The following is a 17106-nucleotide window of genomic DNA, read 5'->3' as shown; positions in this document are numbered from 1 at the left end:
AAGGATTGCCGCCCGCGCTCCCTCTATCAGTCCGGCTGCGTCGGTTCCCCGGATTCCGCCTTGGCGGGTTTTTCCTTCTTTTTCCGTGGCCGCCACAAGCCGCCTGACGCGTAGCACGTCCATCCCCAGCGCAGCCAGTTCAACAGCGCGTAGGCCAACCACAAGGCCCAGGCCAGCATCAGTACGCGATACACCCAGAGCGGCGCCGAAACCGCCCAGGGGCGGGGAAGCGTCGGTCCGCTGCGGTCCTGGTACCAGTTGAGGTGATACGGACCGGAGCCGTTGCCGGCGATCTGCATGTCCGGCAATCCGAGCAAGCCTTGGTGCACGGCTTCCAGCAACAGGGCGAGGGCGGCAACGGTCAGTATCGCCAGGCCTACCTGGAGCAGATTGAATTTAAGATCGTTGAGGCGTGTGCCCGCGCCGGCCCGCCAGCCCAAGGTCAACAGCCAGCCGGCCACCACGACTCCGCCGGATGCCGGAATCTGGCTGAGGCCGATCAAAAGCAAAAGCCATTGCCAGAACTTGATCGGCGTCCACGGAAGCCTTCCCAAAGCGACCGAAAGCAGGGCGATGACGATAAGCACGCCCCAGATCAACACCGCCGGACCGAGGCGTGGACCGCCCACCAGCAGCACCCAGCGATCCTGGCCCAGCGAAAACGTGATCGTGCTGTTCACGCTGGGAGCGCCGAGCTCGACCTCGGGGGACACCAGGCGATTTCGAATCCCGGTTCGGTCACGCCACTCCAAGGTGGCGGTTTGTTCGCCCGGATGAATCGGCAACGAGACCAGGCGTTCCTGCTGCCGGACCGGGTGCGTGGCACCGTCGATCACGACCGATTGCAGCTCGACATCTTCCGGGAGTTTCAGCGTATGTTGCCCGCCTTGCGAACTTCGCAGGCTAAGCGTCAAGGTGGCGTCGGTAGCGTGTATCCCGGGATTCAGTTGCAACCGGCTGCGGTCTATGGTCAGGGTATTGCCGGGTACGCCCTGAGGCCGGGTCAAGCGGAGCGTAACGGACTCGCCGGGCCAGGGTCGCCATTCGGGCAACCAGTTTCCTGCCGCATCCTGATGATGGATGACCACGAGGCCCTCGGGGTCCATATGCCAGATCGGGCTGATGTCGGCGCGCCAAATCTCGATCCAGTCGGTAGTGTCCGGAGCCTTGAGATCGATGGCGGGGGCTTTCGCCAGGACCGATTCCCAGCGGATCACGTGCTGGCCCGGCAATAGATTGGCCACCACCTTGCCGTCCTCGATCTGCAATCCCGGCGAGACGACCGATTCGCCCCCGATCAGCGGAATGCCGACGACGACCGGGCGGTCGGGCGGCGAAGCCCGGCGTACTACCGTGACCATGCGCCAGTCCAGGCCGATCTTGAGCGTGCGCTCGACTTCCAGAAAAGGCGGCAAGGGCCTGGACTCCAGCGTCGGCAGTTTGTCCGCCGGCCGATCGCCGTTGGCGATGCGTACCAGCTGTAGCTGAACGTCGGGAACGCCATTCTCGCGGATGCCCTCGACCCGCCAGCCTTCGCCCGAGGCTTCGACGCGCCGGGGTTTGAGCGGCAAGGGCAATTGCAGTTGATCGCGCGCCGGCAGAATTCCGGCAAGCGTTACCACGTGACGGCCCGGCGCGAGCGCCAGCCAAAGTCCGCCATTGCGGCCGCGGAACAAGCCCTCCGCCGGCCTGTTGTCGACCTCGACTCTGGACGGAATCCACTGTGCGGCATTGATCGGCAAGGGCAGGGCGATCAGTTCCTGGGCGTGGATTTCCAGGGTTTGCCGCAGCTCGGAAGGTCTGGTTTCGAGCTTGAGTAGGGGGATCTCGGCGCATTGCGGCAAACAGTCCGACGGCGCAAGCAGGCGCGATTTGAGCTCCTCCAGCAACGCCGGGTCGGGAAACGCGGCCTTGGCATCCGGCACGAATAAAACCAGCGGCAGCCATAACAACGGCATGGCCGTTCGCGGTGAAAAAGGACGCAAGGGCGGCCGTCTCGTCACAAACAGCACGGCCAAGGCGATCACCAGAGCGATACGCAGAAAGTTCAGCAGCAGGTTGATCGTCGGCGAGAGCAGTATCAATCCCACTTCCTGATCGCGCAGAACGGGGCCGCTCCAGCCGAGCGAAATCGATTTCCATTGCCAATCCGGGAGGCCCGGACCGGTTTGAGTGATCGCGTTGGGATCGGTCTCCCTGAAGACCCTTCCGCCGATGTCCGCCGTCGAGGGAGAGGCCGGCGGCATGCTCTGTTCATAGAGTTTCCTCCGGGGAGCGTAGGACTCCATCGTTTCCGGTGCTGCGACCGGTTCTTCCGCCTGTTTCCTAAACTCGGCGGGGGCTGCCGCGGACGGCATCACCATCCAGGGCTGTTCCAGCTGAGGATAAAGTGCGAATCGGGCCTGGTCGACCATGAACGGAATGGCGATGAGAATCAGTGCCAGCACTGCCAGATTCCGGTAGATGCGCACCGCCGAGGCGGCTTTACCCTCCGGCAATACCGTCAACAAGGCGGCCGCCGCGAGTATATTGAGCCAGACATAGCGCGGGGCGTCCGGCTCGTGCCAGAGCAGCGCCAAGGCGACTAGGGTCAGGGCGGCATACGGCCAGGACCACAGCCTCGCTACCCCCATGGCTGTGATCAGCACCACGAACAGATCGAGCAGCGTCCATCTCGCGACCCAGGTGCCTGGGGCGTGATCAACCCCGGTTGCGGCGAACAAGCGCCAACCGGGCGGGAGATTGAGTTCGGCGCTAGCGTTCTGGAAATCCTGGTCCCAGCCGGTCGCCGAAAAAGTGCGCACGCCCGCGATTCGGCTGTCGGCGGAAAGATTGACCGCCCCGCGCCGCATCTCCACACCGATCGCACCGCTATCATCCTCCCGGGTAATGGACTGTGGCTGCCCGTCGATGGAGACTTGGCCGAGTTCGACGTCCGGACGAACGTTCAGCCGCCAGTCGCGGGTCATGCGGCCGCCGATTCCGTCGTTCACCGTATAGCCGCCCCCGTCGAAATCCAGCCAAATGCGCCGATGCAAGGTGAGACTGTCGGGTTCCGGTTCCGGATCGCCGCGCCGGATGAGCTTCAGAGTCATCATGGCGTCCGTATCCATACGGTAGGCAGGCAGCGCTTTCCATTCGTCCGGAAGATTGGTCTGGCGCGGATCGACCGCGGGAACACCCTCGACTTCGACGACCCGCAATTGCGGCCGGGCATCGAACACCCAGATTTCTTCCGCCGGCCAAGGCGCGGTGGCGGGGGGCCGGCGTAGCGATTCGACCGGACCGGGAAAGCGCGAGCCGAGTTCTACGCTCCAGTGCCCCGGACGAAGCTGCAAGCGCAGCTTGCCGTCGGGCTCGAGACGAGCGGGCAGGGGGGATGAGACTTGCAGGGGAATCGAGTCGGCCGGCAATCCACCGTCGAGAAGGATTTCGCGCTGCCTGCCCGATACGTCCAGATCGATATGGGTCAGCGTGCGCAGCGGCATATCGTCGATCACCCGCCGGTAAACCCGCACATCCACAGTATCCGCTCGCTCCGAAGGCGCCGCGTCCTCCGATGCCTGCCGATAAATCCACAACTGTCCCTGTTCGTTGAAAGCGGGGAGGGGTACGGATTGTCCCTTGAGCACCAAGGAAATCATGGCGGTGTCATTGGGAATGGTAAGGTTCTCCGGGAGACGGTCCCACATGAACCTTCCTTTGACGGTATGTTCGCCGGGCGCGACCCGAATTCCGGGGCTGTTCTCGACGGTCACGACAACCGCCGACTTTCCGCCGATCTCGACCTGCTGCGGCCAATGTTCAACATCGCCCGGAAGCGGCAGCCAGGTTTCCGTGTAAACGCGAGCTTTCAAGGTGAAGCGGCCGGCACGCTCATCCAGTTCCAGTTCGAGCCTCGTCGGCCAAACACAGCGCCGCTCTTCCGGGTTGCCGTGCACCAGCGGACAAGCGCGATCTTCGTGGCCGTGCAGCACCCATTCGGCCCAGGGTTTCAGGGGCTCCGGAACCGATTCCCGCGGCAGTCGATCGGCGAGGGCGACCGCAGTGAAGAACAATAGAGGTAACACCAAGAAAGCCGGCCGACGAAACATAAAGGTTCTCCGTCTTGAACTTGAACGGGTGAAACAAAGTAGGGTGTGGGTATGCGTTTGTCAGATTTGTAAAGGTAGTGTAACGCCGGAAATACGTCCATCGTGAACGACGGCTGAAAGCCGGGCGTGCGCACCGGGCAGCTTGCTTTCTGATGCACCTTTCGCTCGCTATAATGCCGGACTATCAGTTATTCGAGGGAGCTCAGCATGACCGCTGTCGCCGATGATATTTGGGCTATTTTGCGTGAACTCGCCGAGTCGCAAAAAGAGACAGATCGCAAGTTCCGGGAGACCGACCGTAAGTTCCAGGAGACCGATCGCAAGTTCCAGGAGACCGATCGCAAGTTCCAGGAGACCGATCGCAAGCTCAAAGAGGTGATGGGGGGCATCGGCAAACTCGGTAACCGTTTGGGCGACTTCATCGAAGATGCGGTGCGGCCTGCCGCCGTGCGCCTGTTTCGGGCGCGGGGCATCGACGTGCATGAAGTGCATCAGAACGTCATCGCTCAGCGGGACGAGGGCGGTATCGAGATCGATCTGTTGGCGGTCAACGATACCGATGTGGTCGCCATCGAATGCAAGAGCAACCTAAGCCGGGACGACGTCGACGAACACCTGGAGCGCCTTGGCAAATTGAAGACGCTGTTGCCGAGCTACGCGGGCAAACGGGTGCTGGGCGCGGTAGCCGCGCTGAGGATTCCGGACCCGGTGGCGCGCTATGCCTACCGCAGGGGTTTATTCGTGATCGGCCAAAACGGCGGCCACCTCGAAATTCGCAACGACGGAAATTTTACCCCCATGGTCTGGTAGCCACGGCAAAATGAATGTGCGTCCGCCGAGTTCGATCCGGTAACGAAGAAACCTCATCGATCACGATCGGTGCGGCTGATAGGGAGGGTAGAGCGCCGGCGTGCCCGTTGACGCACGGCATCGGCCGGCTTACGAACGCATTTTCGCGAGGAATAGCGATGCCAAGAGACCCCTACTAAAGCACGAGCATGGCAATAGCTCCTGTCCGGTGCTTCCCGGCTAATCGACGCAGCCGAATTGCCGGTAAAACTCGGCGCCTTGTGATGTCCTGGCATCGACCACGATGGCTGCGACGACAAGCGTATTGCTAGCGGCCTGCAACTTTCGGCAGGTATAGGCTACCAAAATCGGCTCCAGCCCTTGCCCCTGAAAATCTTTGTCGACATCGAATCGAGCCAGCGGGGTGATGGGATCGAGGTTACACAGGAGCTTTTTGCGTAGCTATTCGTGCACATGTTTCGGCGCCATTTAAAGTCTGAAAGCCTGCGACTGCATGCGCTTGTTCGACAGCCGAGGCGCTGAAGACTCGCGCTACGCCGCTTGAGCAAGCGATTCCGTTTTATGCGAGGACGGCATCTGGAACTTGTGGCCCCAAGGTGCTGGGCGGTTCAACCGGTCAAGAAGCGCTTTATCCCGGAGAAGACGCGAATCCCTTGCCGAAAGATTGACCTACTAGTGGAGCATAAAAGTCATGCGCACACCTGGGTGGCCCTTCAAGTTACTGCGTTAACAAGTGCGCATTTGGGAATTGCACCGCAAGCAAAAGGGATGACCCGCCGCTCAGTTTGACAAACTAGTCAGAGATTCCCTAAGCGCAGTGTTTGTACAACCGATCTCTGGAAACTTCATGACCCGTTCGATGTGGCGGCTTTGTTCGGCTGTAGCAATCTTCTGCCGCTCCCTGGCAGTGCGGTTGACGCTGATAAGGTAGCAGCTATAATGCCTCCTCACCTCATGTTTGCATGGAATGCTGCGCTTCTGTGTGTGCCCATGGAAAGTACGGGTTGACTGCCTCGTCGTCCTGACCAATTTGGTTGCCACTGAGAACGCTCAAATGCAGGAAGAGATAGCACTAGAACGTCTCTGTTCTGTTTTTTCCAGCGTAAAACTATAAAAATGACCCAAGAAATTATGGCCTCATCGGCACCAACCGGCACCAGTTTCTGGAGCAATTGTCGGTTGATCTGGCAAGATATCGGACACAACGTAATTGGCCATTATCGCAGTTCCAATTCAAGGTTGGCTTGGTCTTTCTCTAATTTCGTCTTAATGCGAGCTGTCTATCTCTACCTTAGGGCACCTCGAAAAACCTCCTTGGTCTGCGCGCGCCCGGTAAAATAGGACCTGTAGCCAATCAGTGTGTTGAGTCCCAGACATGACCAAACCGAAGATGCCAAAGTCTCCGAAGAGCGCGATCAAACCCGATCTGTTTGCGGCCGATTTGCGCAAGCAGAAGATCGACCGGATGGGCGATCCGCTGGTGGCCTTCGAGACCCACATCGACTTTGCGGCGCTTGCCGCGGACGTGGATCAGGCGGCGCCCCGACCGGTCAGCCCGCAAGGCGGTCGTCCGCCGTTTCCCACCGAAACGATGGTGCGCATCCTGTTTCTCAAGCGGGTCAACAATCTCTCGGACGAGCAGATGGAATACCAGTTGCTTGATCGGATGAGTTACCAGCGCTTCTGCGGGCTGATGGACTCGGCCAGCATCCCGGACCGCACCACGATGTGGACCTTCGAGAACCGCATCGGCGAGGTCGGCGCCCAGGCGCTGTTCGACGGCATCGAGCGGCAGTTGCTCAAGCATGGCTACATCGCCCGCGGGGGGCATATCATCGACGCCACCCTGGTGCCTGCGCCAAAGCAGCACTTCAGCAAGGACGATAAGGAGATGCTGAAGGAAGGCGCGATGCCGGCGGACTGGAGCCCGGCCAAGCGGCGGCAAAAAGACCTGGACGCCACCTGGACCAAGAAGCACGGCAAGAGCCACCACGGCTACAAGCTCTCCATCAACGTGGACAAGCGCTACAAGGTTATCCGCAAGATCGAGACCGGCACCGCCGCTACTCATGACAGCCAGCACTTTGAGGCGGTGTTGAACACTAGCAACACCAGCCGGGACGTCTATGCCGACAAGGGCTATCCGAGTGCGGAACGGGAAGCCCAGCTCCAGGAAGCGGGTTATCGCAACCACATCCAGCGCAAGGGCCAGCGCAACCATCCGCTGTCCGAACGGCAGAAACAACGTAATCAACGCATCGCCCGGGTCCGAGCACGGGTCGAGCATCCCTTCGCCGCCATCGCACAAATGGGCGGCAAGTTTATTCGCACCATCGGCCAGGCGAGGGCGAACTTTGCCATGACGATGATGGCGGCCAGCTATAACCTGAAGCGGCTGGTTTACCTGAAACAGGCGGGTGTCGTGGCCTTTTGAGGCCCACCCTCGCCCGAAAGGCCCCCAACGCGGGCGATTCGGGGAAAATGAAAAGTGAAATGGCGACAAGAGCGTGAGGGAGTCGGCTCGTGTGCCCGCCCGGTCAAAAAATTAGAGCCGGGTTTTCATCAAAATTCAGGGTTTTTCGAGGTGCCCCTTAGTCTTTTCCGCAACGGTCGAAGCGCGTTAGGATGTCGAAGGTGGCGACAGGATGGTTAAATTCTGGTGATATTTTTTGGAATTATTTGCACCTGCGTACCTATCTGATATTCTCCATGATAGCTAAGCTATAAACTGACCATAAAAACAATATGGCATATGAAACGTCTCGACCTATCCAGAAAACATCCGACTATTATAATGGATATGACGGTTTTCAATATCAGCTACCTAGGAAATCTTCGCGTGAAATATCGTCATTCTAATACTTTTATAGGGAAATTCTAAATAGGTCGACCTAAAAATCTAGTATGGATATAATAGATATCGCGGTTACTGCACTTGGGCAAGCTGGATTTAAGTTCCAGTTTGGTGAATGTATAGTCTACATCGACCCCTACTTATCCGATTCAGTCGAGAAAATGGAGGGCGAGATGTGTCGTCGCATGGTTCCAATCCGCATAGCTCCTTCACTAATCAATGATGCTGATTATGTATTGATAACACATGCGCATATTGATCATTGTGATCCGGAAACTATCATTCCCATTTCCGTTGCGTCGCCATTGTGCAAGTTCGTTTGTCCTGGTGAAGTTGCGTTTATTCTAAAAGAGCTGGGTATCGAAGATAATCGAATTATCATCGCGACCGAAAATTGGCTAACTATAAGTCGAGTACTAAAGATCCGAGCTGTTCCCGCCGCGCATCCAGTAATTGAGAGAGATCTTCAAGGCAACCTGCGGTGTGTCGGGTATGTTTTCGAATTTAACGCGCGCCGAATTTATCATTCAGGAGATACCTCCCTCTGTGCTGAACTGCTCAGCACGTTATCCACTTTAGGAACAATTGACATCGCTATCCTTCCGGTAAACGAACGCAATTACTATCGGGAAAGAGATGGAATTATTGGCAACATGACGGTAAGAGAAGCTTTTACCATGGCAACGGACATCGGTGTCAAAGTCTTTGTGCCGATGCATTGGGATATGTTCAAGGTGAATTCTGTCTTTCGCGAAGAAATCCAGCTGTTGTATGAGCTTATTCGCCCGGATTTCAAGCTGATTTTTAATCCCACTGTGATCTAAACATAGCTGATGTCAGTAAGTGTAATCATCAGAACCTATAACGAAGAGAAACACCTAGGTGATCTTCTTAAGTCGATTAGATCAAAGAATGTAGATGGTACCGAGCTGGAAATAATTGTGGTCGACTCCGGGTCGACTGATAGAACGCTGGATATAGCTACAGAATATCAATGCAACGTTCTCCATATTGCGAAGAATGAATTTACGTTTGGACGCTCATTGAATCAGGGATGTGAAGCCGCGTCAGGTGACTTCTTAGTATTCGTGAGCGGTCATTGCATTCCAGAGAACGGACATTGGTTGAAACTACTCCTCGAGCCGCTAAGGAATGGTGTGGCCGCGTATGTCTACGGGGGACAGATAGGGGGAAACGGAAGTAGATTTAGCGAAACTCAGATTTTCGAAAAATATTTTCCGCCGACGAGCAAAATTCCCCAGGAGGGGTTCTTCTGTAACAACGCAAATGCCGCTCTTAGAAAAGATATCTGGTGTAAGAACCGTTTTAATGAAGAACTGACCGGCCTGGAAGATATGGAACTTGCGAAACGGCTTGTACAGCAGAATATGAAAATCGCTTATATAGCCGACGCAAAAGTTTATCACCTGCACGACGAATCATGGCTAAAGGTTCGCAGACGTTACGAGCGTGAAGCTATTGCGCTACAGTATGTGATGCCACAGGTGCACGTTCACTTTAGCGATTTTCTTCGATACTACGTGAGCGCGGTGTTATCGGATATAGGCTGTGCTCTTCAGGAAAGGAAATTGATGGCCGTATACCGGGAAATTTTGATGTTCAGGCTTATGCAATATTGGGGAACATACCGAGGAAATCACGAACATCGCAAACTATCGAAGGAAATGAAAGAGATGTACTTTTTTCCGAAGTAGAAAAATGATCGATTCCCAGTATATGAGATCAGTGAAATTCAACAGGTTTGGATTAGGTGTGATATGAATTTTAGGAATCGTTCTATCGTTGCTCTACTTCCCATGAAGGCGCATAGTGAACGGGTGCCGAATAAAAACTTTCGCGATTTCAACGGCAAACCATTGTTTCGGTGGATTCTCGATACATTGCTTTTAATTTCGGAGATCACCGAGGTAGTCATTAACACCGATGCTAGGTCAATCCTGGCCGAGCATGGATTGGCTGATTCCGATCGCGTGCGGATTCGCGACCGCAAACCGGAGCTCTGCGGAGATTTCGTGAGTATGAACAGAGTACTGGAGGACGACATCGCGAATGTTCCAGCAGACGTTTATGTCATGACACATACGACCAACCCGTTACTGAGTGCCGCCACGATCAAGGCGGCGCTTAGTCTCTTCGAACAAGAGGAAGCCGCGGGTAACGCGGATTCGTTGTTTACTGTCAACAAATTTCAAACCCGTTTCTATCGACAAGATGCCAGTCCTGTGAACCATGACCCGACGAATCTGGTAAGGACACAAGATCTTGAGCCGTGGTTTGAGGAAAACTCGAATCTATACATATTCACTCAGGAAAGCTTTGCTAGAACGAATGCAAGAATCGGTGAGCGCCCCTTGCTATTCGAAACCCCAAAGCTGGAATCGATTGATATCGACGATCAAGCCGATTGGGAGCTTGCTGTTGCGGTCGCCAAATCCATGCAGGTGTGAACCATGGCTAATGAGAAAGTGCTTATCACCTGTCCGCCGATGCTTGCTGTAATGGACAGTTTCCGACCGCATTTTGAAAAAAGGGGCGTGCAGGTACACTGCCCAAAGGTTGTCCAGACGCTGAGTGAGGAGGAGCTGTTAGCAATTGTGCCGGAATTTGACGGATGGATAGTGGGCGATGATCCAGCTACAAGAAAAGTACTGGAAGCTGGCCGGAAGGGGCGATTGAGAGCGCTCGTCAAATGGGGAATCGGTGTCGATAACATAGACTTCAGTGCAGCAAGCGATCACGGAATTGCGGTCACGAACACCCCTTTCATGTTCGGCCGTGAAGTTGCCGATGTAGCAATGTGTTATATCACCGGTTTGGCACGCGAAACGTTTTTTATTGACCGGGAGGTTAGAGCCGGTCATTGGCCGAAACCCCGCGGTATTTCACTGAAAGACAAGGTCGTAGGACTGGCCGGATATGGCGATATCGGCAAGAACATCGCTCGGCGTGCGGTTGCTGCCGACATGAAGGTCATCGTCTACGATCCGGCAGTGCTCAATGGGGATACCGCGGAAGGATGCGAGGCCGAAATATGGCCGAACCGGCTAGGGGCCTGCGATTTTATTGTTCTGGCGTGCTCGCTGAATAAAGACAATCGACATATGTTGAACGCCGAAACTCTGAACATTGCAAAAAATGGAGTTCGTATTGTAAACGTAGCTCGTGGCCCGTTAATCGACGAAACGGCATTGATTGAGGCTCTGCGGTCCGGCAAGGTCCATTCAGCGGCGCTAGACGTTATGGAAGTGGAACCCCTGCCGATGAACTCCCCGTTGCGTGGCTTTGATCGTTGCATATTCGGCTCGCATAACGGATCAAACACAATCGAGGCGGTCCAGGCCGCGAGCGAACGCTCAATGAAGTTGCTGTTTGAAATGCTTGGCATCGGCATTGTTGGTGGCTGTTGAATGTGGACGAAAACAGCATTGATCACGGGCGCAGCCGGCGCCATTGGCGCCGCGCTGTGTCGTGCGTTCAGGGATGACGGTTTTCGGGTCATTGCTACCGATAAAACCCACCCCGATCCAAGTTGCTGCGATGAATCCATTGATATTGACTTGAATGCGCTGGTGGAAGATGCGGAATACCGCGACAGTGCAATCCGGAATATCTTTGAAGCGATCGGCGATCAGCGACTCGATGTGCTGGTGAATAACGCCGCGATTCAGATCGTCGCATCGTTGGACGGCTTGGGGATAGACGACTGGCGGCAGAGCTTGAACGTAAATCTGCTAGCTCCGTTTCTATTGATCCAGGGGTTGCTGCCCCGCTTGAAAGAGGCTAAAGGATCCGTCTTGAACATAGGAAGCATTCACACGAAGTTAACCAAGTCGCGTTTTTCATGCTATGCAACCAGCAAAGCTGCCTTAAGCGGCCTGACAAGATGTCTCGCGGTCGAGTTGGGTAGCGCTGTCAGGATTAACGAAATTACTCCGGCGGCAACGGAAACGCCTATGCTTTTGGCTGGTTTCGACGGGCGAACGGACTTGTTGGAAGCGTTGGGTGCGGCCCATCCTATGGGACGGATTGCGAGTCCGGATGAAATTGCACGTGTGGCGGTTTTTTTAGCGTCCGAGAAAGCATCGTTTATTACCGGTGCGAGTATTCCGGTAGATGGTGGAATCGGTGGGCGCTTGCACGATCCAGAGTAATGAGACTGCGTATTGACGCAGAAGACTTCCTATTTCCCTGCACGCCAAGGACGCGGTAATCGAGAATTTCAGATGATGTTGATTGTCCGGCGAATATCTTATTTCGCCTATATCGTGCTTCGGCGCATAGCCCGGTGGAAATATCGAGAGTCCAACGTTAAACGGTCGCGATTACTGGTATGGCCACCGGCGTCGAATCTCGAAGAGCTAAACGATATTGTCGACTGGATAGCATGGTACATACCCGCCCAATCGGGTCTAAGCGTAACTTTGGTCGGCACACCGGCCTTAGCGGCGGAACGCGGATATTCCATGCCGGCGGAGGTGACTTTCCTGACGCGAATCGCCGACGAGTCGTTCGAAACGGTGCTGATCCATAAGCACACGGTGCGTTGCAGCCTAGAAGCTCTGGAGCGTTTCAATGCCAAATTGGAGTGCATCGATAAGCGGTTCTTCACTTATCACGAATCGGTCGCTTTCCAGCGGATCTATGCCTTACATGACACCGTTTCCTTATCGGACACGCGTAAAAAACTCGAAGAAGTCTCCCGAAAAAACTATGAATTCTTATACAGCAGGTACAAAGGTTGCCAGCGAGCCTTCGTTCTCGGAACCGGGCCGTCGATTCAACAAATATTCCATATCGACGTTTCCCAGGATGATTTGGTGATAGCGTGCAATAGCCTGGTAAAGAACCAAAAAGTATTCTCCTATGCACGTCCTGCGGTTTTAACGTTCGCTGATCCGGTATTTCACTTCGGGCGCAGCGCATATGCGCAGCAGTTTCGCGAACACCTCGCAAGTTTAAGTAGCGATACGAACGTCTTTTTTATCGTCCCACCCGAGCACGGCTTGCTGCTTGCCTTACATTATCCGAGTCTGATTTCGCGGCTTATCGTTCTGCCGGTAAGCCCGGAATTCAACTTACCCACGCCTGAGAACAGGAAGGTTCAAGTCGCAGACAACATCATGACGCTCTACATGCTCCCGGTTGCATCGGCCATGGCGCAGGAAGTGTACGTCATCGGCGCCGACGGGCGGGCTCAGGCGGACAATTATTTTTGGAAGCATGATCAAGATTCGCAATATGGAAACCTGATGAAAACAGCCGTGGACGCCCACCCATCGTTTTTTCGCGACAGAGACTACAAGGCCTATTTCAAACACCACTGCGATACCATGGAAGCACTCATATCACAGGGTGAGCGACGAGGCGTTCGATATTATTCGGTGTCAAGCTCGACTATTCCCGCATTACGCCAAAGGGCTTGGGAGCGTCACGGCCCGCGCGAACAGCTTGCCAACGGCGCCTAATACATTTCGTCTACTTACCCCAGGAAATCTCGTTTGGAAACCTCGACGCATGCACATCCGAATCATCCGTCCCGATGATCGCCTGAACGAAGGTGTAATAACAGCCGTGCGCCATATCGTGCGCGAACTCGTACAACACCGCGATCATATCTCGACGGCGTTTAGGCAGGACTTTCGTACCCTCTACCAAGGCACGTTTTTCGGGGTTGCATGGAACGTCCTTTTGCCGCTCACGCCAGTCATGCTGTACGCACTTCTCGCACTTCGCGGCGTTCTGCCCGGCTTCGAGGGCGTCAATCCCGCAAGCTATGTCGCATTAGGCGCAACCATTTGGTTTCTCCTGGCTGGCTGTATTCAACAGCCGTTACAGACCGTTCGCTCGCGAAATACCGAGGTCATGAAAACAGCCCTTCCGCTGAGCGCCATGGTCATATCGGGTTTCGCTCAAATTCTCTTCGACACCCTAGTTAGGATGGCTTTCGTAGCCGTGGTGATTCTCATAACGTCGACGAAACTGACTTGGAGCGCGGTGCTGCTGCCTGTTGTGCTGGTACCGGCGATTCTTTTCTTTTTCGGTATCGGCCTGATCCTGGCGATGGCTAATGTCATATATGCCGATGTCGGCCGGGTAACCATGATCGTACTGCAATACGGTATCTTTCTAAGCGGTGTCATTTTCCCCGTGTCGAGTCTTCCCTTTAGTGAAATTCTTGCCTGGAATCCGGCATACATCTTCATCGAAGAAGCGCGAGTGCTGTTTTTCCGTGGGTTGCCGGAGAATGCCTGGCTTCTCGGCATCTACGCAATATTGGGAGCTGCGGTGCTTTTGCTCGGTTGCCGTATCTTTTATCTGATGGAGTATCGGGTCCGGGGGATAGGCGGATGATCATGAGTTCTATGGTTGAGGTCGACCGCCTGTCCAAGCTTTACGCTCGTTCGCCTTCCGAAGTACGGCGTCGGGCGGCGGGGGTTTTCGGCCGTGTTTTGTTAGGGCGGGGCCGGACGTCCGTCGGGAAATTAAGGCCAACCGAATTTTGGGCGCTTCGCGACATCGGATTCCGCGTCGCGCGGGGCGAGGCGTTAGGTATCATCGGACTGAACGGTTCCGGTAAAACTACCCTTTTGCGCCTCCTTGCCGGGCAGTTGTTACCGGATGAGGGAGAGATTCGGCTGAGCGGATCGACCGCAGCGCTGATCGATCTCACTGCCGGGTTTCGCATGTCCGCGAGCGGGCGGGAAAACATATTTCTGAAAGGCGCGATGTTGGGACGCAGTCGACGAGAAATGGAGCGAATGTTCGACGACATTGTCGCCTTCACGGAATTGGGCGACGCGATCAATGCGCCGGTTTCCTCTTATAGCGCGGGGATGCTGATGCGGCTTGCCTTCGCCATCAATCTTGCGAGCGAACCCGATATCCTGCTCATCGACGAAACGCTCGCTGTCGGCGATTTCAGATTCCGCCAAAAATGCCTGGCGCGCCTGCGCGAACTTCGGGAGCGCTGCTGTTTCATTTTAGTGTCCCACTCGATGGCGGATATCAAGCATTTCTGCTCCCGCGTGATCGTGTTGGATAAAGGCAGAATCGTATTCAAGGGAGAGCCGGAGGCGGCGGTTGCTTTCTATGAGACCATGAATGTAGTCGAGCAAACATCGGAAAAACGTATCGAGAGTATACTGGGTCCCTGGATACATAATACCGATGCGGTCGCCGATCTCGAACACTACTGGAGCGATGCTGATGGGAGGCCGATCGATGAAATACGCGCCGGCGAAACGCTCTATTTTCATGTTGCCTTCACGCCGAATCACACGCCGCGACGCTTAATTATGGGTATCCCGGTTTGGACCGAAAGCGGTCAGTTTGTAACTGGCTTTTCGACTGAGACAGCGAATGACCACTTCACCGTGAATGCCGCCAAGAAGACTGTTTTCCGGTTGGAAGTACCAAATCTTGCATTGAATCCAGGCCGTTACGTTTCAAATTTCACACTTCTTGATGGTCCGGAATTTCTGGTCCGGATGGCGAACCCCTCGCTTGTAGTTAAGGCCAACGCGCCCCCTTACTGGGGCGTTGTATCGCTGCCTCACAAATGGTTCCGTGCCGATGATATACGTACCCATTTAAACTTACTCACTGAAGAGGTAAGACAAACGCTGTGAAATCTCCCGTATTCCATTGAACGTGCGGATATGACGTGTCGCGACTACCCAATGCACATCTTGCGTCATTGGAAACAGGTGTTCACACCATCGAAGAGGCAATGATGCGAACAGGCGCGACCATTGATTATCCGGGGTGGAGCGTGATCTATCTCTTGCTGCTTGCTCACCTCGATCGTACTCGTCGTGAGGTGATATCGTAGAGACCGGCACAAACTGGGGTTGCACTGCCATCGTGCTGGCACAAGCTTTGGTAGATTCTGGATGTGACGGGCGAGTTGCGACCTTTGAGCTTAATCCGGAAAATGCGGACATTGCGGGAAAGAACGTCAAAGCCGCTGGCCTCGATGAACATGTCAAGCTTCAAGTAGGCGATCGTCGTCAACTAATTGAGGCTGCTCTCCAAAACGAAATCGATTTGCACTTTGCTTTCATCGGTGCTTCCCACTTTTATGACGAAGTCACCGTTGAATTTGAACTTATAAGTCCAAAGCCAGCACCGGATGCCTTAGTTCTCTTTGATAACTCGTATCGCACCGAAGAGGACGGCAAGGATCCGCGTGTTAAGGCGCTCTCCGGACGATCCTAAAACGCCACGAAGGAAATCTCAATAACTTGGAGTTTGTTTCTTTGGGTTACACGGGGTTGCGATATGGCAGCGAAGTCCAAAGCTTTAAAGAACAGTGCACCGGAATTACATTTTAATACTGAGACTCGGGACTATACGATCGTTACAGCGTTTTTATGGCCATGAAAATACAGGTAAAACTCTAGAAGTTCTTGATTTTTAATAATAAATTTGTTTTTAGTGTATTTTTTTGAAGTTGAAAACGCTGTAACCATCAGGAGTCTCATACAGGGACGCACACAAATAGAAGGAATTGATTCACGGAAAACTGAGAGATTCAGAATTCGCATCCTCGATCGTCATCAATTCCTCGTTAATAGACTCCTTGCAGCACAGGTTTTACTACATGCTTGAATTCGTTACAAAGGCCGAATACTGGGCTGCTGAGGATAGCGGGGTACTGTCCCGGCTACCCAAAGCGCCATTCGCTTGGCATCTCAAATCGATCCAGGATGCTGTCGCTTTCACATATCTACAGGACATAGTCGGCGGTCGGATAGCCGAGGTTGGTGGAGGAAATTCCCGCATTTTGCCGGCACTCGCCGCGGACAACGATTGCTACAACATCGACCGTTTTGATGGACAACACGGAGGACCAGCGGATGTGCCGAACCTTATGGGCGTAAAAAATGTTATTGGCTATGTGACTGATCCAAGCGTTACAGAAACCATTCGGGAATGTGATGCAGCATTCTCGGTTTCAGTCGTTGAACACGTGCCGACCACAGATTTACCTGATTTCTTTGAGGCTTGTGCCAAGTTGCTACGTCCAGGCGGACGCATGGTTCACCTTATAGACGTCTATCTAACGGATCGGCCCCAGGAGCAAAGCGGGCTTGTGGAACGGATCAACCATTACGCATCCGTTTTCCAACTTGGCCTATTGGAACCGTGGACACCAGAAGCGAAGATCATCAGTACGGGTGAGGATCTATCATTTTCCTGTCCCTACGCAACGAATCCGGACAACATAATGGCTGGCTGGAATCGAATTGCTCCCGCTTTGCGTGACCTACGTGCCGTCGCACAGTCATGCACCCTTAAACTTGTAGGGACCAAACCCAAATGATC

The 17106-nt window shown here is 54.5% G+C and carries 14 protein-coding genes; 12 read left to right on the top strand and 2 right to left on the bottom strand.

Going from position 1 to position 17106, the window contains the following annotated elements; genetic code table 11:
- Positions 1 to 26: 26 nt before the first annotated feature.
- Entirely contained in the window at positions 27 to 4094 is a 4068-nt protein-coding gene (locus sS8_RS06820; RefSeq protein ID WP_119628985.1) for a hypothetical protein, read from the bottom strand.
- 207 nt (positions 4095 to 4301) lie between these two features.
- Between sS8_RS06820 and sS8_RS06815 the strand changes: the two genes are divergently transcribed.
- On the top strand, positions 4302 to 4904 hold the full coding sequence (locus sS8_RS06815) for a DUF3782 domain-containing protein (protein ID WP_119628984.1): 603 nt from the start codon (positions 4302 to 4304) through the stop codon (positions 4902 to 4904).
- A gap of 219 nt (positions 4905 to 5123) precedes the next feature.
- Here sS8_RS06815 and sS8_RS29505 read toward each other — a convergent pair whose 3' ends face one another.
- The gene (locus sS8_RS29505; protein WP_269461493.1) at positions 5124 to 5249 is read right to left on the bottom strand and encodes a hypothetical protein; all 126 of its coding nucleotides are present in this window, start codon (positions 5247 to 5249) and stop codon (positions 5124 to 5126) included.
- Between the two features lie 1045 nt (positions 5250 to 6294).
- Here sS8_RS29505 and sS8_RS06810 point away from each other — a divergent pair.
- The 11 genes from sS8_RS06810 to sS8_RS06760 all read left to right on the top strand — a co-directional run bounded on the left by sS8_RS06810 (position 6295) and on the right by sS8_RS06760 (position 17104).
- On the top strand, positions 6295 to 7338 hold the full coding sequence (locus sS8_RS06810; RefSeq protein WP_119632595.1) for an IS5 family transposase: 1044 nt from the start codon (positions 6295 to 6297) through the stop codon (positions 7336 to 7338).
- A gap of 470 nt (positions 7339 to 7808) precedes the next feature.
- Entirely contained in the window at positions 7809 to 8582 is a 774-nt protein-coding gene (locus tag sS8_RS06805) for an MBL fold metallo-hydrolase (protein WP_119628983.1), read from the top strand.
- A gap of 9 nt (positions 8583 to 8591) precedes the next feature.
- The gene (locus sS8_RS06800) at positions 8592 to 9473 is read left to right on the top strand and encodes a glycosyltransferase (protein WP_119628982.1); all 882 of its coding nucleotides are present in this window, start codon (positions 8592 to 8594) and stop codon (positions 9471 to 9473) included.
- A 63-nt stretch (positions 9474 to 9536) separates the two neighbouring features.
- Positions 9537 to 10226: an acylneuraminate cytidylyltransferase family protein gene (locus tag sS8_RS06795; RefSeq protein ID WP_197716704.1), complete on the top strand. Its 690-nt coding sequence runs from the start codon at positions 9537 to 9539 to the stop codon at positions 10224 to 10226.
- 3 nt (positions 10227 to 10229) lie between these two features.
- Positions 10230 to 11186 carry a phosphoglycerate dehydrogenase gene (locus sS8_RS06790; protein ID WP_197716703.1) on the top strand — a complete coding sequence of 319 codons (957 nt, stop codon included), beginning with the start codon at positions 10230 to 10232 and terminating at the stop codon, positions 11184 to 11186.
- Positions 11187 to 11930, top strand: coding sequence for an SDR family NAD(P)-dependent oxidoreductase (locus tag sS8_RS06785; protein WP_119628980.1), 744 nt, complete (start codon positions 11187 to 11189; stop codon positions 11928 to 11930). It abuts the gene before it with no gap.
- A 12-nt stretch (positions 11931 to 11942) separates the two neighbouring features.
- Positions 11943 to 13244: a hypothetical protein gene (locus sS8_RS06780; protein WP_145986438.1), complete on the top strand. Its 1302-nt coding sequence runs from the start codon at positions 11943 to 11945 to the stop codon at positions 13242 to 13244.
- 49 nt (positions 13245 to 13293) lie between these two features.
- Positions 13294 to 14130: an ABC transporter permease gene (locus sS8_RS06775; RefSeq protein WP_119628978.1), complete on the top strand. Its 837-nt coding sequence runs from the start codon at positions 13294 to 13296 to the stop codon at positions 14128 to 14130.
- Entirely contained in the window at positions 14127 to 15407 is a 1281-nt protein-coding gene (locus sS8_RS06770; RefSeq protein WP_119628977.1) for an ABC transporter ATP-binding protein, read from the top strand. Before sS8_RS06775 ends, sS8_RS06770 begins: the two co-directional genes overlap by 4 nt.
- Before the next feature lie 196 nt (positions 15408 to 15603).
- Positions 15604 to 15996, top strand: a complete 393-nt coding sequence (locus sS8_RS06765; RefSeq protein WP_119628976.1) for an O-methyltransferase — start codon at positions 15604 to 15606, stop codon at positions 15994 to 15996.
- 292 nt (positions 15997 to 16288) lie between these two features.
- Positions 16289 to 17104, top strand: a complete 816-nt coding sequence (locus sS8_RS06760; RefSeq protein WP_145986437.1) for a methyltransferase domain-containing protein — start codon at positions 16289 to 16291, stop codon at positions 17102 to 17104.
- Positions 17105 to 17106 lie beyond the last annotated feature (2 nt).

The sequence above is a fragment of the Methylocaldum marinum genome (assembly GCF_003584645.1).
In the GTDB taxonomy this organism is placed as follows: domain Bacteria; phylum Pseudomonadota; class Gammaproteobacteria; order Methylococcales; family Methylococcaceae; genus Methylocaldum; species Methylocaldum marinum.
Note: the sequence above shows the minus strand (reverse complement) of the source record. Positions and strands in the feature narration are given on the sequence as shown.